General features: G+C 45.2%; 26 protein-coding genes. 20 read left to right on the forward strand and 6 right to left on the reverse strand.

From position 1 onward, the window contains the following. Positions 1-11: 11 nt before the first annotated feature. Positions 12-437: a flagella synthesis protein FlgN gene (locus L4B77_RS08390; protein ID WP_261839134.1), complete on the forward strand. Its 426-nt coding sequence runs from the start codon at positions 12-14 to the stop codon at positions 435-437. A gap of 295 nt (positions 438-732) precedes the next feature. Here the strand turns inward: L4B77_RS08390 and flgP are convergent, their stop codons facing one another. Beyond that, a complete protein-coding gene (flgP, locus tag L4B77_RS08395; RefSeq protein ID WP_261839133.1) occupies positions 733-1,164 on the reverse strand; it encodes a flagellar assembly lipoprotein FlgP in 432 nt (143 codons plus the stop codon). Positions 1,165-1,173: 9 nt separating this feature from the next. Next, complete coding sequence (locus L4B77_RS08400; protein WP_261839132.1) at positions 1,174-1,809, reverse strand: FlgO family outer membrane protein; 636 nt, start codon at positions 1,807-1,809, stop codon at positions 1,174-1,176. A gap of 192 nt (positions 1,810-2,001) precedes the next feature. On the opposite strand from L4B77_RS08400, the gene L4B77_RS08405 reads away from it, so the two are divergent. Both L4B77_RS08405 and L4B77_RS08410 read left to right on the forward strand, forming a co-directional pair. Continuing rightward, positions 2,002-3,135 (forward strand): flagellar assembly protein FlgT, encoded by a 1,134-nt coding sequence (locus tag L4B77_RS08405; RefSeq protein WP_372040660.1) that lies wholly within the window; start codon positions 2,002-2,004, stop codon positions 3,133-3,135. Positions 3,136-3,263: 128 nt separating this feature from the next. Continuing rightward, positions 3,264-3,770 carry a Fe3+-citrate ABC transporter substrate-binding protein gene (locus L4B77_RS08410; protein ID WP_261839130.1) on the forward strand — a complete coding sequence of 169 codons (507 nt, stop codon included), beginning with the start codon at positions 3,264-3,266 and terminating at the stop codon, positions 3,768-3,770. Positions 3,771-3,873: 103 nt separating this feature from the next. On the opposite strand, the gene L4B77_RS08415 is transcribed toward L4B77_RS08410, so the two are convergent. From L4B77_RS08415 to L4B77_RS08425, 3 genes are read right to left on the reverse strand one after another with little or no spacing between them, the layout of a single operon-like run. Continuing rightward, complete coding sequence (locus L4B77_RS08415) at positions 3,874-5,115, reverse strand: NAD(P)/FAD-dependent oxidoreductase (RefSeq protein WP_372040658.1); 1,242 nt, start codon at positions 5,113-5,115, stop codon at positions 3,874-3,876. 25 nt (positions 5,116-5,140) lie between these two features. Further along, entirely contained in the window at positions 5,141-6,214 is a 1,074-nt protein-coding gene (locus L4B77_RS08420) for a methyltransferase (RefSeq protein ID WP_261839128.1), read from the reverse strand. 30 nt (positions 6,215-6,244) lie between these two features. Further along, positions 6,245-6,634 (reverse strand): hypothetical protein, encoded by a 390-nt coding sequence (locus tag L4B77_RS08425; protein ID WP_429749751.1) that lies wholly within the window; start codon positions 6,632-6,634, stop codon positions 6,245-6,247. 72 nt (positions 6,635-6,706) lie between these two features. On the opposite strand from L4B77_RS08425, the gene L4B77_RS08430 reads away from it, so the two are divergent. The 17 genes from L4B77_RS08430 (at position 6,707) to L4B77_RS08510 (ending at position 22,403) form a co-directional block, all read left to right on the forward strand. Further along, positions 6,707-7,456, forward strand: a complete 750-nt coding sequence (locus tag L4B77_RS08430; RefSeq protein WP_372068182.1) for a beta-ketoacyl synthase chain length factor — start codon at positions 6,707-6,709, stop codon at positions 7,454-7,456. Continuing rightward, positions 7,453-8,223, forward strand: a complete 771-nt coding sequence (locus L4B77_RS08435; RefSeq protein ID WP_429749753.1) for a lysophospholipid acyltransferase family protein — start codon at positions 7,453-7,455, stop codon at positions 8,221-8,223. Before L4B77_RS08430 ends, L4B77_RS08435 begins: the two co-directional genes overlap by 4 nt. A 102-nt stretch (positions 8,224-8,325) precedes the next feature. Next, positions 8,326-8,586: a phosphopantetheine-binding protein gene (locus tag L4B77_RS08440; RefSeq protein ID WP_261839125.1), complete on the forward strand. Its 261-nt coding sequence runs from the start codon at positions 8,326-8,328 to the stop codon at positions 8,584-8,586. A gap of 9 nt (positions 8,587-8,595) precedes the next feature. Further along, positions 8,596-8,853: an acyl carrier protein gene (locus L4B77_RS08445; RefSeq protein ID WP_261839124.1), complete on the forward strand. Its 258-nt coding sequence runs from the start codon at positions 8,596-8,598 to the stop codon at positions 8,851-8,853. Further along, positions 8,853-9,410: a COG4648 family protein gene (locus tag L4B77_RS08450; protein ID WP_372093478.1), complete on the forward strand. Its 558-nt coding sequence runs from the start codon at positions 8,853-8,855 to the stop codon at positions 9,408-9,410. The genes L4B77_RS08445 and L4B77_RS08450 overlap by 1 nt, the downstream gene beginning before the upstream one ends. A gap of 6 nt (positions 9,411-9,416) precedes the next feature. Beyond that, complete coding sequence (locus L4B77_RS08455; RefSeq protein WP_429749756.1) at positions 9,417-10,805, forward strand: AMP-binding protein; 1,389 nt, start codon at positions 9,417-9,419, stop codon at positions 10,803-10,805. Positions 10,806-10,894: 89 nt separating this feature from the next. Next, the gene (locus L4B77_RS08460) at positions 10,895-11,257 is read left to right on the forward strand and encodes an ApeI family dehydratase (protein WP_429749758.1); all 363 of its coding nucleotides are present in this window, start codon (positions 10,895-10,897) and stop codon (positions 11,255-11,257) included. After that, positions 11,250-13,058 carry a glycosyltransferase family 2 protein gene (locus tag L4B77_RS08465; RefSeq protein ID WP_429749760.1) on the forward strand — a complete coding sequence of 603 codons (1,809 nt, stop codon included), beginning with the start codon at positions 11,250-11,252 and terminating at the stop codon, positions 13,056-13,058. Before L4B77_RS08460 ends, L4B77_RS08465 begins: the two co-directional genes overlap by 8 nt. After that, on the forward strand, positions 13,036-14,583 hold the full coding sequence (locus tag L4B77_RS08470; RefSeq protein ID WP_429749762.1) for an HAL/PAL/TAL family ammonia-lyase: 1,548 nt from the start codon (positions 13,036-13,038) through the stop codon (positions 14,581-14,583). The genes L4B77_RS08465 and L4B77_RS08470 overlap by 23 nt, the downstream gene beginning before the upstream one ends. Before the next feature lie 72 nt (positions 14,584-14,655). Further along, positions 14,656-15,162 (forward strand): acyl-CoA thioesterase, encoded by a 507-nt coding sequence (locus tag L4B77_RS08475; protein ID WP_261839118.1) that lies wholly within the window; start codon positions 14,656-14,658, stop codon positions 15,160-15,162. Then, positions 15,149-15,835, forward strand: coding sequence for a LolA family protein (locus L4B77_RS08480; RefSeq protein ID WP_429749765.1), 687 nt, complete (start codon positions 15,149-15,151; stop codon positions 15,833-15,835). The genes L4B77_RS08475 and L4B77_RS08480 overlap by 14 nt, the downstream gene beginning before the upstream one ends. Next, positions 15,807-18,179: an MMPL family transporter gene (locus L4B77_RS08485; RefSeq protein ID WP_429749767.1), complete on the forward strand. Its 2,373-nt coding sequence runs from the start codon at positions 15,807-15,809 to the stop codon at positions 18,177-18,179. The genes L4B77_RS08480 and L4B77_RS08485 overlap by 29 nt, the downstream gene beginning before the upstream one ends. Then, entirely contained in the window at positions 18,176-18,799 is a 624-nt protein-coding gene (locus tag L4B77_RS08490; RefSeq protein WP_429749769.1) for a DUF3261 domain-containing protein, read from the forward strand. Before L4B77_RS08485 ends, L4B77_RS08490 begins: the two co-directional genes overlap by 4 nt. Before the next feature lie 5 nt (positions 18,800-18,804). Beyond that, positions 18,805-20,004, forward strand: a complete 1,200-nt coding sequence (locus tag L4B77_RS08495; protein WP_261839114.1) for a beta-ketoacyl-[acyl-carrier-protein] synthase family protein — start codon at positions 18,805-18,807, stop codon at positions 20,002-20,004. Next, positions 19,997-20,461 carry a hotdog family protein gene (locus L4B77_RS08500; RefSeq protein WP_372040646.1) on the forward strand — a complete coding sequence of 155 codons (465 nt, stop codon included), beginning with the start codon at positions 19,997-19,999 and terminating at the stop codon, positions 20,459-20,461. Before L4B77_RS08495 ends, L4B77_RS08500 begins: the two co-directional genes overlap by 8 nt. Beyond that, entirely contained in the window at positions 20,458-21,183 is a 726-nt protein-coding gene (locus L4B77_RS08505; protein WP_372040644.1) for a 3-ketoacyl-ACP reductase FabG2, read from the forward strand. Before L4B77_RS08500 ends, L4B77_RS08505 begins: the two co-directional genes overlap by 4 nt. Then, positions 21,180-22,403, forward strand: a complete 1,224-nt coding sequence (locus L4B77_RS08510; RefSeq protein ID WP_429749772.1) for a beta-ketoacyl-ACP synthase — start codon at positions 21,180-21,182, stop codon at positions 22,401-22,403. Before L4B77_RS08505 ends, L4B77_RS08510 begins: the two co-directional genes overlap by 4 nt. An 84-nt stretch (positions 22,404-22,487) precedes the next feature. Here the strand turns inward: L4B77_RS08510 and gltX are convergent, their stop codons facing one another. Further along, positions 22,488-23,915 carry a glutamate--tRNA ligase gene (gene gltX / locus L4B77_RS08515; RefSeq protein WP_372040641.1) on the reverse strand — a complete coding sequence of 476 codons (1,428 nt, stop codon included), beginning with the start codon at positions 23,913-23,915 and terminating at the stop codon, positions 22,488-22,490. Positions 23,916-23,984: the final 69 nt, after the last annotated feature.

Genomic DNA, 23,984 nt, shown 5'->3' on the forward strand with positions numbered 1-23,984 from the left:
AGGTTTACATTATGGCGGCACTAGCAGATTTAGTTAATTTTCAACTTCAAAATGCCAAAGCCTTATCTGAATTATTGAATTCAGAGAAAATTGCTATCACTAGCCGACAATCAAACGATATTGAGCGAATCGCCAAAGAAAAAGTAGTCCTTGTCGAACAACTTCGGTTGACCGATCAGCGCATTGCAGCCCATAGTAATATCTCAGAACTCACCGAAAATCCGGAACTTGTCGAGTTAGTCAAGACAATCAAGTCCATAGTTCATGATTGTCATCAATCGAATCTCGTCAATGGTGAAGCACTGAATCGAGCACACCTTAGCTTCAAAAAACTCAGCAACATGATGCAGCAAAGCCACGGAAAGATTGGTATGACTTACAATGCCGGTGGTCAAACCCATACGATTTCAACTCTGGGAACCAATATAAAAGCCTAGCCCCCCCCCTTCACGAGTCCTGCTTGTTATCTCACACTTAGCTCTTAGCTCTTAGCTCTTAGCTCTTAGCTCTTAGCTCTTAGCTCTTAGCTCTTAGCTCTTAGCTCTTAGCTCTTAGCCAGCATTTTTACGCCCCTATGAAATACGTCAACAAACCCGCAAAGACACAAAAGCGGCAAGTATTTTCATACTTGCCGCTTTATTTTATTGACTGTTAATGATTGCCGCTACGCCATCTGGAAAACGAGTCGCCATTCATATAACTCAAAGAACCTGAAACAAAATCCTCATGAATCTAGAATAATGTTTTCTGTCTCTTCTCTGGTACGGCTTGAACTTCACCGTAACTACGTAGCTGGTTCATTTTACGGATATCTAACTGAAGCTCTGTGACGTAACTATCGCCAACCGGGTAACTGCGCACCACTTCGGCTCCACGAATGACACCATCAACTGCACCTGAAGTTCGTTCGATACCAAGACGTTGATCTTCAAGTTCAGCTCGGCCACTCACTCGCATGCCATAGACTTGTTCCGCAAGTTCACGGTACGCATCAACCTTAGACGCTCTCATCGCACGGATACGTTTCTCTTCGTCGGTACGTCCTTTTTGCTCACTGATACTTGCGTAACCAACAGCAACCAAAGAATCGTCTGTTCTCATACTTTGAATAGGCTGACAACCCACAAGCAATAAAGCAGCAACAACAAATATTAACTTCTTCATTTCAAACTCCTAAGGGCGAAGAATCACAGTATAAGGCTGAGTGATCGTTGGGTCCGAACGAATAATCACACCATCTTGAGTTCGAATGCTGTTCAGGGTATCGAGGTCACGACCGATACGATCTGCGGGTAAGAAACCTTGCGCTGAAGCAACCACAATACGAGTTTGCATTCCAACCACGCGAGCATTCACTAGAACACCGCCTTCTTGGCGAAGCATCGTTCCCGTCAAAACATATTGGACATCTTGCTCTTGAGCGAGATCTTTCCAATCACGACTGAGTGCAAAGTCACCTTGGTGAGTAACTTGGATAGAACCTGTTGTTTTAAAATCAACAACCTTGAAACCTCGACGCTGAAACTGGTGAATAAAACCTTCTGATACTGAGTTTCCAAGCCAGTTTGTGGTGTCCATATGCTGTAGATCAACAAAAGAGGTGATCGCAATCGGTGTTCTTGCTGAAATACCGGTATTCGAAATAATCAAATCTTCGGTCATACTTTCCACGAAAAAATCCATGGTATGACGAGGGCTGTCCATCAACATAAACTGGCTGCCTGAGTATTCAGACTTACCGTTATAGATTGGCGAATAAGCGCATGATGTCATTAACATGACACTCATTACTACGAGCCATTTTTTCATTCTCTTATCTCCAGATATATTTCGTGCTTACTGTATTAACATGTTCTCACCATTATTCTTTTCAATGGATTACAATGTTGGAACAGTCTTTGCTTTTCACTAATGGTTCAGATTAAGAAAAACGCACTTAAGTCAGCTTCAAGCTTATAGTTATTTGTTAAGCAATATTTATACCCAACTGGTAACGAATAAATGAAAAAAATAATTTCTTACTTATTTTCAATAAGTTCACTGATAACAATAAGTTTCAATGCTCATGCCTCTTGGTATGAGGTTACCGGCACTGCAACCATCGTATCGTCGGAAGAAACCGCAAGGATCCACGCGCTAGAAGACGCCCTATATAAGGCCGTGCAGTTTTCAGGTGCCGATATTGGCAGTATATCTAACCTTACGCCCTATCTAGATTCGAACAAAAAAGAGTTCCAGTTTACCAACCACGAAGTACGCTACATATTAGTTGAAAAAGAGAAGACTCGCGGTGGCAATTTAACGGTCACCGCAAGAATCGATATCTACCCTTCGGCAAATGCTTGCCATGACAACCAATACAAAAAGACATTTTTGGTCGGAAACATTGATGTCACCTCCCCTCAACAAGCCGTGATGGGAAGGGTTTATAACATCGGAGATGATTTCAGCCATATCATTGACCGACAACTGGCACAAGAATCACGCAGCTTTGTTTCTGTCGGCACGACAAATTACGAAATAGATAAACGTCGACCAGAAGTCATCAAGATGATCGCTCAAGACACCGGCGCACAATACATTATTGGAGGCGAGATTACCGATTTAACCGCAACGGTGGAATCTAAACTTTTAAAAGACGACATCATCAACCGCCAGTTTGCGTTAGAAATGCAAGTATTTGATGGTAAAACAGGACAGCAAGTTTACAGCCGTAACTACCGTGAAGTGGCAAAGTGGCCATTTGCTAAGACCAGTGAAGTCGATACGCGTAGTGCTCGTTTCTGGTCATCCACCTACGGCAATATGATGCTTCGCGTCAGCCGCGATATTATGTTGGACTTGGAATCTGAAGTGTCATGTAAGATTACACTTCCGGAAGTGGCCGCGGTTTTTGACAACACTGTCACCATTGATTTAGGTCGAATACATGGCGTACAGCAAGGTGACAAACTTAAATTGTGGCATACGGGTTCATTTATCGACCAAAGAGGCTTACCACGTAACAAAGTATCGCAAAGTGATATCACATTGACGGTTTCTCGCGTATACGAAAACGAAGCGGAACTCACGATTGATCAACCAAGCCTTGCCGCAAGTATTCAAATTGGCGATGTCATGCAGAAAATCATGTAGTTAGCGACAATCATACTGTTGAATAAAGCCTTAGCACTGTTGTTAAGGCTTTATTTTTTCATGATGAGTTTCGGTTTTAGCGTATTTGTCGTAATCTTATTAATAACATAATCATCATTTAGCAAACTATGAACCAGAATAATCTCATTGGTGCGACCGGTTATCGCTTTATATCAAAAGGCAAGACCGCTTTTAAAATCCATATTCATACCCCAGATGATACAGTCTTACATCGTTCTGTTGGTTTTGTTCGTTTGGGTGAAAAGAAAGCACTAAAGAAAACCATTAAATTGAGAGATGAACTCGGCAGAGAGCTGTGGGGGAAATTTTGGCCAAAAGTCCTTAAAGATCCCTATTTAATGACGCGCTTGCCGCATAGTTTAGAACCTAAAATAGTATTCAAGCCAAACCCGACTCAAACGGACCCCGAGCATAGAGACGAATGCTATATCGCTAAGTGGCGCGTATTTTCTGAGAATGGCGATTACAAATACAAAACAAAGGTCTGTTCTATAAAGAAACACGGACGACTTGCAGCCTACAGCCAAACCAAACGCGCCCTACTTGATGCCCACAAAGATGTGATAGAGCTCCTTATCTTTATGGGTCGATTGAACAGTATTAACTTAAAATAGAATCCGTGACCCAGACTGAGCAGATATAAAAACAGCCGTCATCGCGGCTGTTTTTATAGTTAGATTAACGGGCTTAACACTTCTCGCATATGGCTACATACCTCTAGCTTCGACATATCTCAGCCAGTGTTGTCAATCGGCGTTTTGACTCTTTAACATAAGGATTGGTTTGATCCCATGCGTAGCCGGCCAAAATAGAGCACACCATTTGCTTAATCTTTGGGTTTGGATCCTGATAGAAAATCACATCCTGCAAAGTACCTGAGTACCACCCCTCGACATACGTTCTAAAAGTGTTGACACCAACCATCAACGGATCCGCATACTCGCGTTCCCAATCGACTTTTTCACCGTTAAGCTGCTTTTCCACACACTCAACCGCAAACTGAGCCGACTTCATCGCAATTGTCACGCCGGATGAAAATACCGGGTCAAGGAACTCACCAGCATTGCCAAGCAACGCGTACTTATCCGTCGCCAGATGTTTTACATTGGCAGAATAGCCACCGATGTCACCGGCTGGGTTCGGATACTCTGCATTTGCCAGAATCTCGGCTAAACCAGGCTCTTCCATTGCCAGTTGTTTAATCGCAGCAATTTTGTCTTCTGGATAAGACTCAAAAAACTCAGGCTCTCCGACTACACCAAATGACGAGACACCGTTGCTAAACGGGATCAACCAATACCAAACATCAGGGTTGGTTGGGTGCACAGAGATAAGTATTTTATTGCGATCATATTCTAAGTCGGAATCCACCTCAGCAATATGATCGTTAATGTGCGTAAAAATAGCTTTGCGTGGAGGAAGTGATGACGGCTCTTCCAAGTTAAGCATTTTCGGTAACACTCGACCAAAGCCACTGCCATCCAATACATATTGCGCTTCTAGCTGATAGCGCTCTCCATTAAGCTCTTGCACCTCTAAAACAGTGCTATCTTCGGCAAAATGAATGCCCACTAACTCATGCTGGTAATCAATGGCAACGCCTTGCGCTTCGGCACTATCAGCTAATACCTTATCAAAGGCACCTCGCTGAACCTGAAACGTGGTTCCTGGACCAGAAGAGAACTTATCTTCAAAATTGAACGCCGTATAAACACCATTTTTGCGAAAGGCAGCGCCATCTTTGTATTGGAAGTTGGCGTTGATTACTGCGTCAGTCATCCCAGCCTGTTCAATCACTTCCATACAAGCTGGTAATAGGCTTTCACCAATAGAAAAACGCGGAAATAGGCTCTTTTCAATCACTCGAACGTCGATACCTTTTTGGTGTAACAAAGACGCAGCAATAGACCCAGAAGGCCCTGCTCCAATGATCACCACTTGAGTTGCTAGTTTTTTCATTAATTTAAGCCATGTTTGTTATTTTTTATTGCTCGCCCGCTTTCAATTCAAGAAGCGTGTGGCCAAGGCCAATATCATCCGTACGGGTCACCACTTCGAAGCCCGCTTCTTCAACGATCTCTAAGAAATCTTCACTGCGGTAAAAGCGACTGTTGCCGTTGGCCAAGCAGGTAAAGTAGAGAGACGTCGCATTTAAGCTATAAGAAGCCGCATCGTATTTCTGTGCATCCCAAAACAGTTCAAGAATATAGACAGTCGCCTCCTCTGACATATGAGAGCGAACACGCTTTAATATGCTCAGAATCTCCATTGGCGAGAAACAGTCCAGAAACTGACTCATCCACCACACATCAGCGCCCGTTGGCAATGCTTGCTGTTTATCGAGCATGTTAGCGGGGAATGGCGTTACTCTATCTTGATGACCATGCTTTGCCGCGTTTGCCATCGCCATTTCTAGTTGCTGTGGCAAATCTACAATCGTCACCTCAACGTCCGAATCATGATGACAACACTGCATCGCCCACTTACCCGTGTTACCACCGATATCCACCAGCGATTTAGGTTTCTTGCTGAAGACTTTCTCGAGCAACACAGGGAACGAACGGTCCGAATAGAAGTGGTCGAACTTGAACCAGCTCTCTTTTGCTTTTTCTGGCAATTGAGACAAACCTTGGTAAATGGTTTCCCAATCTCCTAGCTCTTTCAAGCCTGCTGGTGTGCCTTCTTCAATGGCTTCGGTTAAATGCATCATCGCGGCGTAACAAACATCAGCGGTAAAATCCATGTTTGCGTTGGTCATACCATCGTGCAGAAGATAGAAACCAAGGTTGGCCATTTTATAGTTAGGCTTATCCCAAGTAACAATATGCGCACTTAACGCCATATCGAGCAGAACTTTAACGCCGTACTCGGATATCCCCGTTATTTCAGAGATCGTCTCTGCAGGTAAGCCACCGTTACCCGAATTATCTAACGCTTTTAAAATACCTAAATCACGGAGTGTACGAGCAGTATGAAAAACAATAGGAGCGAAAGACAATTTTTGCGCTTCTGTTTTTGCCTCTAATGCATTGAATGGATCTAATTTATATTCCGACACGAAAAACCTAACTTTAAAATTAAGAGGAAGTTACTCAGCTGCCATTTGTGCCAGCTTACGTTTAATATCAACGTTTAAGTTATTAACCCAGCGGTTGTAATTACGGTGTATTTCACCATCGTCATACTTCAAATTCTCTGATGTAACGTAAAGAATAGAGTAAAACTTATTACTATAAGGAATTTCAACCACAGCGTGGTGTGAACGCACATACAATTCAGCACGGATCAAACCTGGCTTTATTTCTGAAACCAACCAACCTCGCTTTTCCGCCGATTCATAAATGGCTGATTTCACCTGTTTACTTTGAAGATTCAGTGCAACTGGAGTATCCTCAACATTCATTACAGGTTGAACACGCCCGCAACCAGCAAGAACAAATATGAATATCATTGAAACAGCTATTTTTAGTAATTTCATTTAAATTTCTTATTCTGTGTTTATTTATGAACACCCTAGTATTTAGTCAGACTCAAAGCAAATCAATACTCTATGTCAAATCAATCACAATTAATGTCGTTTAATATTGAGAAATGGACGGCCAATTCTGCAGGGCTCAATTCCGATGTCGACTGGAAAAGGTGGAGCGCTAATTTAGCTTGGCCAGACAATGGCACCACTGAATTTAAAGCCATCCCGCCGATGATGCGTCGTCGCATGAGTGTGCTAAGTAAGCTTGCTGTCCAAACCGCATTGACTCTATTAAAAGACACTTCGATTGATTATCTGGTCTTTGCCAGTCGGCATGGTGAGTTACACAGAACCGCCCTATTAATTCAATCGATATTAGACGGCGATGACGCTTCACCAATGGCGTTTTCTCAGTCAGTACACAATACCGCAGCGGGACTCACCACGATTGCTGCCCAAGCACCGATTCCACTGACCTCAATAGCCGCAGGACAAGATACTTTCCATTGTGCACTGATGGAAGCTTATCTTTACCTTCACCAGCACCCATCACACCGTGTACTCGTGATAGACTTTGACCAACCTTTGCCTGAGCTCTATCAAGAGTTCGAAACGCAAAATTATGCCGATTATGCTTTGGGTTTGGTGATCACCTCAGGGAATGACTACTCAGTATCAAGAACCGTAACCAAAGAAAGATCAACCACAGAATTGCCACAAGGCTTGCAAGCTCTACAGCATATCCTGTTAGATCCCCCTTATTGGACAATTGCAGGCACACACCAAGTTTGGTCATGGGTAAATAACGAAAAACCGGGAATAGCACGATGAGCAAAGTCGACCAATATTGGCGAGTGTTCGCGACAGGGCTCTGCTTTACCATCTTTGGTCTAGGCGGCTTAGTATTAAGCTTCTTAATCTTACCCGCTATCGCGCTAACCACTCCCAATACCATTAAAAGAGAGCTTAAAGCACAACGATTGATTCGTTTCTCATTCCATGCTTTTTGCCAGATTATGAAGTTTACGGGCGCAATTGATTACCGAATTGATGGTGCTGAACGGCTCCGAGAAGATCGCAACTGCATCATCGTGGCCAATCACCCAAGCTTAATTGATTATGTGTTGATCGCCTCCCAACTGCCTCAGTGTGACTGTCTCGTAAAAGCCGCGATATGGAAAAACCCTTTTATGAAAAGGATTGTCAAAACGGCCGGTTATATACCTAACCAAGCCCCTGACGATCTTTTAGAGCGCTGTGAAGAACGTTTCTCACGTGGCAATGTGCTGCTGGTTTTTCCCGAAGGAACTCGCACAACGCCCGGAATTAAACCATCCTTACAACGTGGGGCCGCGCAAATTGCCACTCGAACACAAACCGATTTGCGCGTGATTCATATTACGGTTTCTCCGACATTCTTAACCAAAGAGAAAAAATGGTATCAAGTTCCAACGACAAAGCCCTTTTTTCATATCGCGGTGAAAGGTAAAATAGAAGTCGCACCCTTTATTACAAGCTCGAATAACTTAACTTCAGCAGCAAGACGTCTTAATCATCATCTTGCACAAACGATTTTCCCCTCAGAAGAAAGTATTTAGCGTTTCAATAAAACAACTGGCGATATCGCATTTTTAAAATACATCACATAATGTAGAATCCCCCTTAAAGCAGCATTTAAATAAAGTATTAAGTAGGCCAAAGTGGAAACATTACACAACGAACTGAAACAACTGATCATCGATGCATTAAATCTTGAAGACATGAGTATTGATGAAATTGAGACTGAAGCACCACTATTTGCAGATGGACTTGGGTTAGATTCGATTGATGCGTTAGAACTGGGTCTTGCTATCAAGAAAAAGTACAACATTGTTATTGATGCCGACGATTCGAACACTCGCCAACATTTTGCCTCGGTTGAAAACCTAGCGAACTACATCTCATCTCAAACGAACAACTAGGTAGCTCTTATGACACAAACGAACCAACAAGAAGTATACAACCAGGTCAAAGATACACTGATTGAGTTGTTCGAGCTTGATGCTGAAGATATCACTCCAGAAGCTCATCTTTATCTCGACTTAGATCTCGACAGTATTGATGCGGTTGATTTGGTTGTTCACCTACAGAATGTAACAGGCCAAAAGATCAAACCAGAAGAGTTCAAAGCAGTACGCACCGTCAATGACGTTGTTAACTCTGTGGTTGAACTCATGAAGGACGCATAATGCGTCCTCTGCTGACTTTATTGTCGGCAATCGTACTGTTCACTTATCCAATCGCGGTTTACTTTGGGCTCAACAAGTTTGGGCTCCAAACCGTTGGGCTCGTCTTAGCCGTTATCTTTGCTGTCCGTATTTTCACAGGTGGTCAGGCCAAGATCAAAGAGTTAAAACACTTAGCTTGGATAAGTGGCAGTGCAGGCATTATTCTACTGGCATTAGGGTTAACCTTTAAGCAACATGGCTGGTTAACCTATTATCCGGTCATCGTTAATGTTTGTATGTTAACGGTGTTCGCTTCAAGCCTTTGGCAACCGCAAACCATTATCGAACGCCTTGCTCGCCTCCAAGAGCCGGAACTGCCGCAAAGTGGCATTGATTACACTCGGAAAGTCACCAAAGTTTGGTGCCTATTCTTTATTATCAATGGCTCTATTGCCCTTTATACCTGCTTTCAATCTCTTGAAATATGGACCCTATACAATGGCTTACTCAGCTATTTATTCGCAGGGTTACTCTTTGCCGGAGAGTGGATAGTAAGACAGCGCATTCGTCAGAGTTAAATTGTTATGACCCAAACCGTATCTTACATCTCGTTATCTGAGCTTCTCCATCAAACCAGAGCCCCTGAATCGATTGTCTGCTTTGATGACAATAGCGAAATTACGTGGCAAACATTTAACGACGACTTATCTCAACTCGTACACCTTTTATCTTCATCCCCTTTTCAACGAGTTGCAATTTGCACCGAAGACAGCTACTTATTTTCGGTGGCCGTTTTGGCATCGGCTATCAGCAACAAACACATCATCTTACCGGGCAACTACCAACCTTGTGCACTGGCCGAGTTAAGTGAACATTTTGATTGCCTGCTGGTCGATAATTCGATTGGAGCCGTAGAGGTTGATGACGTTCGCAATATCCAAACACTGTTGGATTCAAACACCAAAACATCGACATTTCGAGCAAACGCTCTCGCTCTCATTGATTTATCAAAGGTCCAATTAACCCTGTTTACCTCAGGTTCAAGCGGCAGCCCCAAGGCAATCAATAAAACATTAGAACACCTCGATATTGAGACCGCTCAATTAAATAAAAATTGGGGCGAGATGCTAAAGAGTAATCAAATCCACAGCACGGTCTCACACCAACATATCTATGGCCTGTTGTTTCGACTCTTATGGCCGCTCTGCTCCGGCGTTCCATTTGCTCGACACAACCTTGAGTACCCTGAACAAATTCTGTCTCATGCCAATAAAAACAGCGTGTTGATCAGCAGCCCTGCTCTGCTCAAACGATTGAAGCACGAAACAAAGTCCGCGCGCCTAGCGGGGGTGTTTTCTTCAGGCGGCCCGTTGCCAACCGAATCGGCTCACCAAGCTCGCAGCCTGCTTGGTCAATTACCTATCGAGGTGTTCGGTAGCACTGAGACCGGCGGCATTGCATTCCGTCAGCAAGAGAGCGCTCAAACACCTTGGCAGCTTTTTGACTGTATTGAAGCTAAGCTTAACAGTGAGAATTGCATTAAGTTATTGTCGCCATACATCGACAAAAACAACTGGTATCAAACGGCTGATGAGTGCGAAATGATCTCAAAAAATCAATTTGTATTGAAAGGGCGAACCGATCGAGTGATCAAAATAGAAGAAAAACGAGTATCACTGGTTGAAGTCGAAAAGCGACTAGAACAACTGCCTTGGATAAGTGAATGTGTGGTGATTCCATTTGAAGAGCCGCAACGCTTAATCTTAGCGTCAGTTTTGGTATTATCCGATGAAGGCCGAGCGACACTTGCGGCCATGAGTAAAGGCAAGTTCTGGTTGATGCTACGTTCAGAGCTCAGAAAATGGTTAGAGCCAATTGCAATCCCGAGAAAGTATCGTGTGGTTGATGAGATTCCCCTTAACAGCCAAGGCAAGCGATTAACCTCTCACATAGAGCAACTCGTAAAATCATAGAAATCACTTATCGTGTTTTACACTGAGTTTATCTTTTTATATTTTTGTCAGAACCCCTATTTTCAGCCCAAGGATTCTAAGCACCTGCTATGAATAAGAGAAAGCCAAACGTTATTGCTGTTGACACTGCAGAGAAGGAATCGACTCTGACTCTCCATGTTAGCGGAGACATCACCGATTTTAAGGGGCACTTCAAGCGCTTCCCTATTCTTCCGGGTGTTACTCAGATTGATTGGGCGCTCCACTATGCCGTGCAAGAAATGAGTGTCCCAGGTTTTTTTAAAGGCATGGAGGTCATCAAGTTCCAAGAGCCGATCCTACCTGACTCAACCATTCAGCTATCACTCAAGTGGGACGCCGACAAAAATAAACTGAGCTTCAGCTACACCTCGAACCACGGCGAACAGACCCACTCTTCAGGCAAAATGAAGCTGGGAGAGAAAAGTGAATAGCACTCCGAACGAGGCTGTTTCTCAACACGCAGCAAGCGAAAGCAACTACAAGGCTTGCTTCCTGATTCCGTGCTTTAACCACGGCGCAACCATGCCCTCGGTGGTCTCATCACTTCTTAATTTTGAGCTTCCGATCATTATTGTTGATGATGGGAGTGAACTCGAGACCAAACAGTTTTTGACTCCCCTTGCTGATAACTCAAATGTCACTCTGGTGACACTTAAGCACAACCAAGGAAAAGGCGGTGCAGTAAAAGCTGGCATTAAGAAAGCACAAGCACTTGGCTTTAGCCACGCTATTCAGATTGATGCTGACGGTCAACACGATCTAGAAGCCTTGCCCGCATTAATCCAAGCGTCTCAAGAGCGCCCACAACGCCTGATATCAGGCCAACCCGTCTATGACGAGAGTGTGCCTAAAGCTAGGCTTTACGGACGCTACGCAACACACATCTGGGTGTGGATAGAGACCCTATCTCTATCGATCAAAGACAGCATGTGTGGCTTTCGAGCCTATCCGATAAACCAAACTCAAGCGGTACTCAACAAATACGATGTGGGATCGAGAATGGACTTTGATATCGAGGTTCTGGTCCGTCTGTATTGGGAAGGCTGCGACATCGACTTTATTGAAACGCGCGTTATCTATCCTGAAAACGGCGTCTCTCATTTTGATGCACTGTGGGATAATGTAAAAATCAGCTGGATGCACACACGATTGTTCTTTGGCATGCTGCCAAGAGCACCCAAGCTGATAGCTCGTCATTTCAAATCCGATTCTACTAAAAGTGGTCAAACCCAAGATTTCTTGGCTGAATCAAACAACAACGCGTCAGAACAACCCCATTGGTCTCGCACTCAAGAACGCGGTACCGTACTTGGCATCAAGTTACTGCTGGCTGTTTACACCCTACTAGGTCGCAGTGTATTCAACCTGATCTTGCGTGGTGTAATGCGTTACTACCACTTAACGGGCAAACGCGCGCGAAATGCTTCTGAGCAATATCTATTCCAATTAAAAGCGTACGCAGAGCAGCAGAATATAGCGTTACCCGCGGAGTTAACCAGCTATAACCACCTACTTTCTTTTGGTCATACCATGTTAGACAAGCTCGCAGCATGGAAAGGTGATTTCTCAGTCGATAACCTGACCATCCATGGCCAAGATCAGTTCGAAAGCATGGTGGCCAATAAGCAAGGTGTGCTAATCCTGGGATCTCACCTTGGCAATATTGAACTGTGTCGAGCTTTGGGTCGTAGGCACTCAAACATCAAAATCAACGCGCTGGTTTTTACAGAACACGCCGAACGTTTTAATTCCGTAATGAAAGCGGTTAACCCGCAGTCTGATTTGAACCTGATTCAGGTAACTTCGATGGGGCCGGATACGGCTATCTTGTTACAACAGAAGTTGGAGCAAGGCGAATGGATTGTGATTGTTGGCGATAGAACCTCCACCAGCAAAGAGAGTCGTTCAGTATGGGCTGAATTCTTGGGCAAACAAGCCCCCTTCCCTCAGGGGCCATTTATGTTAGCCTCAGTCCTCAAAGCCCCCGTATTTTTATTGTTTGGACTGCGTGACGATTCACAACCTAAGCCACATTTTAATGTCTATTTCGAGCATTTTAGCGACAAGATAGCGCTACCAAGAAACGTTCGCGAACAATCTTTACAACAAGCCGTGCAGCAATACGCAGACCGACTTCAACACTACACACTGAAAGCGCCGCTTCAGTGGTACAACTTTTATAACTTTTGGACATTGAGCAACCAGCACCATGACGAAAAAGAATCCAAATAGCATCACCTTTGGTGCAGAACGTCTCACTATTGAAGATGTTGTCGCTATCTCTCAAGGCGCAAAAGCCTCGATGAATACCTGCGACAAATTTACCTCTAAAATCGACCGCGGTGTCGCGTTTCTAGAGCGCTTACTAAAAGAAGAAGGCGTGATCTATGGGGTCACAACAGGCTATGGAGACTCATGTACTGTTGCCATTCCACCCAACCTTGTTGATGAATTACCACTGCATCTCACGCGCTTTCACGGTTGTGGTTTAGGTGAAATCCTGTCTCACGAACAAGCTCGAGCAGTACTTGCAACGCGACTTTGTTCATTATCACAAGGGGTATCCGGTGTTACTCACGATCTATTGAATCAAATCGTCACGCTAATCAATCAAGATATCTCACCACGTATCCCTCAAGAAGGATCGGTGGGGGCCAGTGGCGACCTAACACCTTTATCTTATTTGGCAGCGGCACTGATTGGTGAGCGCGATGTTATTTATAAAGGTGAAGTGCGCCCAACCAGTGACGTCTATAAAGAGCTCGGCATTCGCCCTATCAAGCTCAAGCCTAAAGAAGGCTTAGCACTGATGAACGGTACATCAGTGATGACCGCTCTCGCTTGTATCGCCTACAAACGTGCAGAATACCTAGCTCAACTGTCGACAAAAATCACGGCGATGGTGTCAGTGGGTATACAGGGTAATGACTTCCACTTCGATGAAGCTCTATTCGCAGTGAAACCTCACCCTGGCCAACAACAAATTGCATCGTGGCTGCGCGACGACCTTCAAGCTGATCGCCCGCCACGTAATAGTGACCGTCTACAAGATCGTTACTCGCTACGTTGTGCTCCGCATGTGATCGGTGTTGTACAAGACGCTCTACCTTGGCTACGTCAAATGATCGAGAATGAACTCAACAGTGCCAACGACAACCCAATCATCGACGGTGATAATGAGCGCATACTGCACGGTGGGCACTTCTATGGTGGGCATATTGCAATGGCAATGGACACGCTAAAAACAGCAGTCGCCAACCTTGCCGACCTACTTGACCGCCAAATGGCGCAGTTGATGGATTACAAGTTCAATAATGGTTTGCCATTCAACCTAACCGGTGCAGAAGGCGAGCGTAAACCAATTAATCACGGCTTCAAAGCGGTACAGATTGGCGTGTCAGCTTGGACTGCTGAAGCATTGAAACACACTATGCCAGCAAGTGTGTTCTCTCGTTCAACTGAGTGTCACAACCAAGATAAAGTTAGCATGGGAACCATTGCTGCTCGTGATTGCTTACGTGTTCTTGAACTGACCGAGCAAGTTGCCGCTGCATCACTTCTGGCTGGTACACAAGCGCTTGAGCTTCGTAAACGCCAAAATGAGTTGGATGAGCACCATATGAGTAAAAACCTAAAGCACATTCGCGACGAAGTATTGAAAGAATTTGAGTTTATTGTCGAGGATCGTCCGCTTGAAGACGATCTACGCCACTTCATTGCTCGTATTCAAAGTCAGCATTGGCCACTTTACTCATAGCGTCGCTAACCTCATAAAGTAGCTAACTTCATAAAGTAGCCACCCTTTACGCAATATTGTTGAGAACGGTTTATGTCAGAGATCCTTCATCCATTACAATCTGAGGTGACTTTAGTCACCTCATTCCAAGATGCCGACCCTATGGGCGTGATCTATCATGGCAACTACTTTCGTTTTTTTGAAGAAGTCAGGAGCATCATGATGAATAAGATTAAGTACAACTATCATGAGATGAAGGATTCTGGCTACATGTGGCCGATCATCGATACACGTGTAAAATACATTAAGGCGATACCGTTTAATCATCAGATCAAGGTATCAGCTAAGTTGACCGAATGGGAAAACCGCTTGCGCGTTGACTACGAGATCCACGATGCAAACACAGGTGCGCGGATGACACGTGCTCACACCATACAGGTGGCGGTGACCATCGAAGAGCAAGAAATGCGCTTCGCTTCGCCAAAAGTGTTTACCAATAAAGTCGAGCACTGGCACCAGTTTGGTTGCTTGTCCCAACCGGCAGAGCATCAATCGCAGGTATCTCACACACAGCAGCAGGTGAAACATGAGTCTGTTTAAACATGGACGTAAGCAAATCAGCATTGCGCTACTAGGGCTTGCCTCAATAATGGCGAGTAACTTTGCCATCGCGACTGAAAATACAAGTGCCGTCGGTTCTCTTTCAGAACTGCAAACCGTACTCAGCGCAAACAGCATGGTTCGGGGTAGTTTTACTCAAACACGCAATATGGACATGTTCGCTCAGCCGCTGATATCACAAGGTTCATTCCTATTAGATAAATCGAACGGCTTGCTCTGGACACAAGTCACCCCCTTTCCTGTGAGCTTGGTGCTGACCAATAACAAACTGAGCCAAAAGTTTGCCGATCAACCCGCTAAAATCATCACAGATAAAGAAAACCCGATGGCATTTTATTTCAGCCATGTCTTCTTATCCGTGTTCCACGGTGATACCCAAAAGCTTCAAGAGCAATTTTCACTGTCATTTGAGCCAACAACTCAGCAAAGCTCTACTGCTAATGTAGATAACACGCTATGGACACTGACCCTAACGCCTAAAAGTGCACCGATGAATGCCGTGTTCGAAGCCATCACACTACAAGGCAAGCATGATATCGAACGTATTGAGTTAAAAGAGATTCGTGGAGACAGCACGGTGATCGAATTTAGTCAGTTAAGCCATCAACCGGAAAGACTATCAGATGCTGAAGCGCAACAATTCCAACTCTAGCCTTGCCCTTGTTTGGCTTGTGGTTGTCATGCTATTTAGCGGATTATTGGTCAAACAGTTCGCTTTTTCTTCCTCAGTACCGATTGAAAGCAACATTATGAAATTGCTGCCAGAAAATCAGCAAGATCCGATGGTAGAGCAAGCCTTTCAACAGATTTCCAACTCAATGAGCGAGCAAGTGGTGTTTGTCTTGAGCAGTTCTGACATCAACAACACCATAGCGGCGACCAAAGCCTTTGAGAACTCGCTCAATCAAAATCCTTCTTCAGGAAAGCCTACGCTGTTTCAACATGTTCAAGGCAAGATCAACGCCAGCACACAAAGCCAATGGAGTCACTTCTATTTTCGTCACCGAGCTCAACTGTTAACCCAATCTCAACAAGAGACCCTCACTCACTCACCAAAGTCACGAGCTCAACATGTGATTCAGTCATTGTACAATCCATTTTCAGGCGTTACGGCAGCAGAGCTGACCCATGACCCATTTTTATTATTTCGCGACTACATCAGTGCAGTTGGCACCCGTTCGAGCAACTTTGGGATTAAAGATGGCTACCTAACGGCGCAGTCAAAAGGCCAGTCACACATTCTGGTTACCGCAACATTAGCAGGCTCTCCCTACAGCTTGGCCCTTCAAGAACAACTGCCCGCGCTCGACGATTTAGAGCGCGACATCGAGAAGCAATTTAACGTCAAAATTCAACATACTGGTGTGGTTTTTTACGCCAATTATGGAACTCAAAGCGCGAAATCAGAAATCAGCACTATCGGCTTAGGTTCACTGGCTGGTGTTATTTTATTAGTGTGGTTAACGTTTCGTAGTGCCCTTCCACTGACTTTATCTTTGCTTTCAATCAGTACAGGGTTATTAGTCGCCTTGGTAAGCACCGTCGCTATCTTCGGCAAAATTCACCTGTTCAGCTTAGTGTTCGGAGCAAGCTTGATAGGCGTATCCATCGATTACTCTTTTCACTTTTTAACCGATCGTTTGGCGGCGGGTAATCAATGGCAAAGTGACAAAGGTCTAAAGCATATCTTCGTCGCCATCACATTGGGCCTACTCACCAGCTTAATCGGCTATTTAGGCTTGCTGGTTGCACCTTTTCCCGGCTTACAGCAACTGGCTTTGTTTTCGTCGATTGGCCTTATCGCCGCTTACGCCAGTGTGGTGTGTTGGTACCCTATTTTAGCCGCGAAACCAAGCCAAGATCGCCCGCTTCCCTTTGCGACACTTTGGCTAACTTGGCTCAATTTATGGAGCCAACCTAAGTTCAGAATCGGCTTACCATTGGTCGTCACGATCTTAAGCGTGGCATCGCTCAGCCTCGTTCGCTACGACGATGACATTCGACAATTGCAGGCAATGCCTGAACACCTAAAACAACAAGAACAAGCCATCGCCGAACTCTCAGGCTTAGGCAATGCGCAAAATATGTTACTGATCACGGCCAAAAATAATCAGGCGTTACTCGAAAAATTAACCCTGATCAGTACTGAATTAGATGCGTTAGTCGATCGACAAGGCATCTCTGGGTATCGCAGCATCAATCAACACCTACCCAGCAAACAAGAGCAATACAATAACTATCAATTGGTTAAGCAACTTTATGCCAACCAAAGCACCCAATTACAAACAACACTGGGTTGGCCAAGCTTCCCCGAGCTACCAAAATATCAACCGATCACCCTGAATGAGTTTTTGGCATCTCCGGTGTCAGAGCCGGTTCGACCACTGTGGCTGACCCCGATCAATGGGCAAGCGGCGTCCGTTATTTTAATTAAAGACGTCACAAACTCAGATCAATTCTCGCAATGGCTGAATTCAAGCTTCGCCCAGCAGCAAGGTGTTCGATTCCTCAACAAAGCCGATGAAATCTCATCCCTTTTTGCTGAGTACCGCGTCAAAATCACCGAGTTATTATTAATTGCATTTGCGGTCATTGGCATGGTTTTAGGTTGGCGTTACGGAGTTAAGCAAAGTCTGCTGATGCTTTTACCGTCATTGATTGCTGGAGTGGCAGGTTTAGCGGTGACCGGTATTTTAGGTTCGACACTGAACCTATTTAACTTGCTTGGTCTGATCCTGATTTTAGGGATTGGCATTGACTACACCCTGTTCTTTGCAGAGCAGAAGAAGTCATTAAGTACCTTATTAGCGATCACCTTATCTGGCCTCACAACGCTGCTTTCATTTGGCTTATTGTCACTGAGTCAGACTCACGCCATTCACAGTTTCGGTATTACCGTCCTGACGGGTATTTTTGTGGCATGGCTGCTTTCGCCACTCGCACTCAACACCAACCATGCCATAGAAAGGCAAACCTCTCGTGAGACTTCTCGATGATAAAGATACTGAAGATAACATTCGCCATGGTCGTAGGGCTTGTACTCAGTGCTTGTTCGATGACCTCTCAACAACCAACGGGGGCAAGTGTGTTCATCAATGATGATATCCAATTAGCACTTCCGCAGCCGGATCAGCTCGGATACTCCCTCATCGCTAGCCAGCTCATCAGTGCTACGTGGCAAAACGATACACAACAGCTACCTGTTCAAGTTGAAATTACAGAAGGGAAAGTCGTTTTGGCTGGTTTTTCTTCTTGGGGAACTCGTATCCTGTCGCTGCAATATCAAAATCAACAAATTGATACTCAGGTTTTATCTGGGCTTGGGGCGGCTTTGCCACAACCGGAACAGGTGCTATTTAATTTAATGTTGACCCTATGGCCCGCTGAAGCTTGGGCAAAACCATTGCAACACATCGGTTGGCATTTAGTCGATACTCAGACCACAAGAACCGTGTTTGACGACAACCAACAAGCTATTATTCGAATTGATTACCAAGCAACCGCTGGAGAACCCAAAGTATCGGGAGACATTATTTTCAAACACTTACTCCAAGGTTACACCATCACCATTCAAACGTTGAACTCAACGATTACTGACAACTCAAGTAAGAGCTGAACACTATGCCTATTTACATCCAAGACTGTGGTTTCCATTCAGCATTAGGCTCAAGCATCGCTGATATTCATGGTTGCCTCAAAAATGAGTGCAAATCCAACATGGTTAAAGTGGAGAATATGCTCAACGATGGTAAGCAAACTGTCGTGGGCAAAATATCAGAAAAACTGCCCCAAATACCATCAAACCAAGCTCAATACGCCTCTCGTAACAACCAGCTCGCACTATCGGCTCTCAATCAAATCAAAGATTCTATCGAGCAAGCGAAAACGCAATTTGGTGCGGATAGAATTGCTGTGGTTATTGGTACTAGCACATCAGGGATCTCCGATGGCGAAGCGGCTTTCAAAAACAAACTGACGCACAACACATTTCCTGAGGATTACCATTATTTTAAGCAAGAGTTGGGGAATACCTCGGAGTTCATCAGCCAACACTGTTCATTAACCGGCCCAAGTTACGTTATTTCAACGGCTTGCTCATCGAGTGGTCGGGCATTTCTTACCGCACAGCGCTTGTTAGATTCTGGGATGGTTGAGGCTGTCTTAGTGGGTGGGGTCGATACCTTATGTAAACTAACACTCAATGGTTTTCATGGTCTTGAAGCACTATCAACGACCGATTGTAAGCCTTTTAGCGCAACTAGGGACGGCATCAACATCGGTGAAGCCGCCGCATTTATGTTGCTCAGTAAAACAAAGCTGATGGGGGGGAGTTCTCCCCAAAACACAGCGAACATCGCTTTACTTGGATGCGGTGATAGCTCCGATGCACATCACATTTCAGCACCTCACCCTGAAGGAAACGGCGCCGAGCAAGCGATGAGAAAAGCATTAGATTCAGCGCAGTTACAAGCAGAAGACATTGGGTACATCAATGCCCATGGCACCGCAACGCCACTCAATGATTCTATGGAAAGCAAAGCCATTCATCGTATTTTTGCAAACAAGGTTCCCGTCAGCTCCACCAAGCCGCTTACCGGGCATACTCTTGGAGCCGCCAGTGCGATAGAAGCCGCCATTGCATGGCATATTTTAAAGTATGACTTACCGCTTCCCTTACAAAAATGTCAGGATAAAGCTGAAGATATTGAGATTGATTTGGTAAACTGTACCCAGAAACTTAAAGTAAAGAACATCTTAAGCAACTCGTTTGCTTTTGGTGGTAACAACATTAGCCTGATTTTTGGTGTCGTAAATGACTGATATCCCTTCTGTAGAGCAACTCCTCCCTCACGATGAACCGATGATATTAATCGATCGTGCAATCAGCGTAGAGCCGTTGTCGATCCACTGCCAAGTCGATATTGGTGCTCATAATCTGTTCTTTAATGCCGAATCACAAACGGTCCCAGCTTATGTTGGTATCGAGTTTATGGCACAGTCTGTTGCTGCGTGGTCTGGATACCATGCACTGAAAAATGGCACCACTCCACCCATCGGTTTCTTACTCGGTTCTCGTCGCTACAAGTCACTGTGTGATGAATTTACTCAAGGTCAGACCCTTGATATCTATGCCGAGCAACTAATGGAAGACAATGGCATGGCCGTGTTCACTGCCAGAGTTGAAGACCAAGGTGAGCTAGTGGCTCAATGCCAACTCAACGTCTACGTACCAACCGAACAAAAATTACAAGAAATGAAAACTAGGAGCCCATCATGACTCGTCAGGTTTTAGTCACTGGTGCCAGCAAAGGCATTGGTAAAGCGATCGCTATTCAACTCGCGAACGACGGATTTGAAATCGCCGTTCATTACATGAGTGACAAGCAAGGTGCAGAAGAGACGCTGCAGTCGATCACCGAACTGGGTGGATCAGGTCGTCTTATCCAATTTGATATCAGCAACCGCAGCGAGTGTCGCGAAAAGCTTGAGTCTGATATCGCTGAACACGGCGCTTACTATGGTGTAGTGAACAACGCGGGCATTACTCGTGACACGGCATTTCCTGCGATGACTGAAGAAGAGTGGGACGGCGTTATTCATACCAACCTCGACAGCTTCTACAATGTGCTCCACCCGTGTGTGATGCCTATGGTTCAAAAACGCAAAGGCGGTCGTATTGTCACTCTAGCGTCTGTATCTGGCATCATGGGTAACCGCGGTCAAACTAACTATGCAGCGGCAAAAGCCGGTGTAATTGGCGCGACTAAGTCTTTGGCTTTAGAGCTCGCAAAACGCAAAATCACCGTTAACTGCGTGGCTCCTGGCTTAATCGATACCGGTATGGTTGACGAACACGTGAAAGATCATGCTCTTCCTCAAGTACCACTGCGCCGAATGGGCGAGCCAGAAGAAGTCGCAGGCCTAGTGAGCTACTTAATGTCTGATATTGCAGGTTACGTCACTCGCCAAGTCATATCCGTTAATGGAGGCTTAGTATGACCCGCCGCGTCGTTGTAACGGGCATGTCTGGTGTTACTGCCTTTGGTAATGACTGGCAGCAGATCGAGCCGAAACTAAAAGCCTGCGAAAACGCCACCCAATATATGCCAAACTTTGAGCAGTACGATGGTCTCAACACTAAGCTTGCCGCGCCAATAAATGACTTCCAGCTGCCAAAACACTATAAGCGTAAACAAGTGCGTGGCATGGGACGAGTCTCTCGCTTAGCCACTGTTGCGACAGAAAATGCATTAAAGCAAGCAGGGCTGATCGGCCGCGATATTTTAACCAATGGTGAAACCGGTATTGCTTACGGTTCTTCAACCGGCAGTACCGACGCCATTGGTGCGTTTGGCGTGATGCTGAACGATAAGTCGACACGAGCGATCACAGCAACCACTTACGTTCAAATGATGCCACACACCGCTGCGGTAAACGTGGGTCTCTTCTTCGGTCTGCGCGGCCGCGTGATTCCCACCAGCAGTGCGTGTACTTCAGGAAGCCAGGCGATTGGTTATGCCTATGAAGCCATTAAGCACGGCTACCAAACCGTGATGGTGGCTGGTGGTGGTGAAGAGCTATGCCCAACTGAATCTGCCGTTTTCGATACCCTTTTTGCGACCAGTTTAAAAAACGACACACCAAAGAAATCTCCAAGTCCATATGATCGTGATCGCGACGGCCTTGTTATTGGTGAGGGTGCAGGCACGCTGATACTTGAAGAGTATGAACATGCTGTCGCTCGTGGTGCAAAGATCTACGCAGAAATCATTGGTTTTGCTAGCAACTGCGATGCTGCTCATGTAACCCAACCGCAAATGGAAACCATGCAAATTTGTATGGAGAAAGCGCTGAAAGACGCACAGCTTCCAGCTGAGAAGATTGGCTATGTTTCTGCGCACGGCACGGCAACCGAAAAAGGCGATATTGCAGAGAGTAATGCGACGGCCAATATTTTCGGTGAAGTGCCGATCAGCTCATTGAAAAGCTACTTTGGTCATACGCTTGGCGCGTGTGGTGCCATTGAAGCTTGGTTAAGTTTAGAGATGATGCACAGCGGTTGGTTCAGTCCAACCTTAAACCTTGAGAACATCGATGAACAGTGTGGCAAGCTTGACTACATTACAGGCTTAGGCCGCGAATTGGATGTTAACTATCTGATGAGCAACAACTTTGCCTTTGGCGGCATCAACACTTCTATCATCTTCAAAAAAATCTAAACATTAGTAAGATAAAATTCGAGGCAAATAAAAAGGGTCAGCAACTAAGTTACTGACCCTTTTCTAAATCTAGCGATTGCTCAATTAAGCGTTAGCTTCACGCTCAGCGATGAACTCAAGAGCCATCTTGATGCGAGCGATTACCCGCTCTTTACCCACAAGCTCCATCACGGCATCAACAGAAGGAGACTGACCACCGCCAGTTACTGCTACGCGAAGTGGCATACCGATTTTACCCATACCGATCTCTAGCTCTTCACATACGGCAGCAATCACACCCTCTTTGATGTTTGCAGTAGTGAAATCTTCAAGCGCTTCAACCTTCGCAAGAGCAAGCTCTAGTGGGCCTTTAGCCACGCCACGTAGATGCTTCTTCGCTGCGCCCGCTTCAAACTCAGAGAAATCTTCGTAGAAGTAACGAGATTGCTCAGCAAGTTCGATAAGCGTATTACAACGCTCGCCAACGAGCTTGATCACTTCAGTGATCGCTGGGCCATTGGTTGTGTCGATCTTCTGTGCGTCTAGGTGCCATTGTAGGTATTTCGCAACGTACTCAGGCTCAGAAGTCTTGATGTAGTGGTTGTTCAACCAACGCAGCTTTTCCGTGTTGAATGCAGAAGCAGACTTGCTGATAGCATTCAGGCTGAAGAATTCAATCATCTCTTCTTGAGAGAAGATCTCTTGGTCACCGTGAGACCAGCCTAAACGAACGAGGTAGTTGTTGAGTGCATTTGGTAGGTAACCTTCGTCGCGGTATTGCATTACCGATACAGCACCGTGACGCTTAGACAGTTTCGCACCGTCGTCACCAAGAATCATTGCACAGTGAGCGAAAGTTGGCACTGGCGCGCCTAGTGCTTCATAGATGTTGATTTGACGAGGTGTGTTGTTGATGTGGTCTTCACCACGAACAACGTGTGTAATACCCATATCCCAGTCATCCACTACCACTACGAAGTTGTATGTTGGTGCACCGTCTGTACGACGAATGATGAGGTCATCAAGTTGGCTGTTCGCAATTTCAATGCGACCACGGATTTGGTCATCAAAAACTACGCTGCCTTCTTTAGGGTTACGGAAACGGATAACGCACGCATCACCTTCTTTTGCTGCTTCGTTTGCTGCAACAATTTTAGGGTGATTCGCATCGTAACGAGCCATCTCTTTATTTGCTTCTTGCTCTGCTCGAATTTCATCAAGCAGTTCTTTAGACGCATAGCATTTGAATGCTTTGTCTTCAGCTAGTAGCTTATCAACCATTTCGTTGTAACGGTCAAAACGCTGAGATTGGTAGTAAGGACCTTCATCCCATTCCATACCCATCCATTGCATGCCTTCTAGAATTGCATCAACCGCTTCTTGAGAGTTACGCTCAAGGTCTGTGTCTTCGATACGCAGAACGAATTCACCGCCTTGGTTTTTAGCGAATAGCCAAGAGTAAAGTGCAGTACGTGCACCACCAACGTGAAGATAGCCAGTTGGGCTAGGAGCAAAACGAGTTTTAACCGTCATTTAAATACCTTGATTATGTAGGTGATTCTTTTAGTGCTCATCATTACAAAACCTGTAATCAACAAATAT

The organism is Vibrio minamisatsumaniensis (assembly GCF_050337445.1).
In the GTDB taxonomy this organism is placed as follows: Bacteria; Pseudomonadota; Gammaproteobacteria; order Enterobacterales; family Vibrionaceae; genus Vibrio; species Vibrio artabrorum.

Excerpts from the sequence above, each read along its gene's own strand:
- L4B77_RS08390 (WP_261839134.1), top strand. The coding sequence starts at position 12 with ATGGCGGCACTAGCAGATTTAGTTAATTTTCAACTTCAAAATGCCAAA.
- flgP (WP_261839133.1), bottom strand. The coding sequence starts at position 1,164 with ATGAAGAAGTTAATATTTGTTGTTGCTGCTTTATTGCTTGTGGGTTGT.
- L4B77_RS08400 (WP_261839132.1), bottom strand. The coding sequence starts at position 1,809 with ATGAAAAAATGGCTCGTAGTAATGAGTGTCATGTTAATGACATCATGC.
- L4B77_RS08405 (WP_372040660.1), top strand. The coding sequence starts at position 2,002 with ATGAAAAAAATAATTTCTTACTTATTTTCAATAAGTTCACTGATAACA.
- L4B77_RS08410 (WP_261839130.1), top strand. The coding sequence starts at position 3,264 with ATGAACCAGAATAATCTCATTGGTGCGACCGGTTATCGCTTTATATCA.
- L4B77_RS08415 (WP_372040658.1), bottom strand. The coding sequence starts at position 5,115 with ATGAAAAAACTAGCAACTCAAGTGGTGATCATTGGAGCAGGGCCTTCT.
- L4B77_RS08425 (WP_429749751.1), bottom strand. The coding sequence starts at position 6,634 with ATGAAATTACTAAAAATAGCTGTTTCAATGATATTCATATTTGTTCTT.
- L4B77_RS08430 (WP_372068182.1), top strand. The coding sequence starts at position 6,707 with ATGTCAAATCAATCACAATTAATGTCGTTTAATATTGAGAAATGGACG.
- L4B77_RS08435 (WP_429749753.1), top strand. The coding sequence starts at position 7,453 with ATGAGCAAAGTCGACCAATATTGGCGAGTGTTCGCGACAGGGCTCTGC.
- L4B77_RS08445 (WP_261839124.1), top strand. The coding sequence starts at position 8,596 with ATGACACAAACGAACCAACAAGAAGTATACAACCAGGTCAAAGATACA.
- L4B77_RS08450 (WP_372093478.1), top strand. The coding sequence starts at position 8,853 with ATGCGTCCTCTGCTGACTTTATTGTCGGCAATCGTACTGTTCACTTAT.
- L4B77_RS08455 (WP_429749756.1), top strand. The coding sequence starts at position 9,417 with ATGACCCAAACCGTATCTTACATCTCGTTATCTGAGCTTCTCCATCAA.
- L4B77_RS08460 (WP_429749758.1), top strand. The coding sequence starts at position 10,895 with ATGAATAAGAGAAAGCCAAACGTTATTGCTGTTGACACTGCAGAGAAG.
- L4B77_RS08470 (WP_429749762.1), top strand. The coding sequence starts at position 13,036 with ATGACGAAAAAGAATCCAAATAGCATCACCTTTGGTGCAGAACGTCTC.
- L4B77_RS08475 (WP_261839118.1), top strand. The coding sequence starts at position 14,656 with ATGTCAGAGATCCTTCATCCATTACAATCTGAGGTGACTTTAGTCACC.
- L4B77_RS08480 (WP_429749765.1), top strand. The coding sequence starts at position 15,149 with ATGAGTCTGTTTAAACATGGACGTAAGCAAATCAGCATTGCGCTACTA.
- L4B77_RS08485 (WP_429749767.1), top strand. The coding sequence starts at position 15,807 with ATGCTGAAGCGCAACAATTCCAACTCTAGCCTTGCCCTTGTTTGGCTT.
- L4B77_RS08490 (WP_429749769.1), top strand. The coding sequence starts at position 18,176 with ATGATAAAGATACTGAAGATAACATTCGCCATGGTCGTAGGGCTTGTA.
- L4B77_RS08495 (WP_261839114.1), top strand. The coding sequence starts at position 18,805 with ATGCCTATTTACATCCAAGACTGTGGTTTCCATTCAGCATTAGGCTCA.
- L4B77_RS08500 (WP_372040646.1), top strand. The coding sequence starts at position 19,997 with ATGACTGATATCCCTTCTGTAGAGCAACTCCTCCCTCACGATGAACCG.
- L4B77_RS08505 (WP_372040644.1), top strand. The coding sequence starts at position 20,458 with ATGACTCGTCAGGTTTTAGTCACTGGTGCCAGCAAAGGCATTGGTAAA.
- L4B77_RS08510 (WP_429749772.1), top strand. The coding sequence starts at position 21,180 with ATGACCCGCCGCGTCGTTGTAACGGGCATGTCTGGTGTTACTGCCTTT.
- gltX (WP_372040641.1), bottom strand. The coding sequence starts at position 23,915 with ATGACGGTTAAAACTCGTTTTGCTCCTAGCCCAACTGGCTATCTTCAC.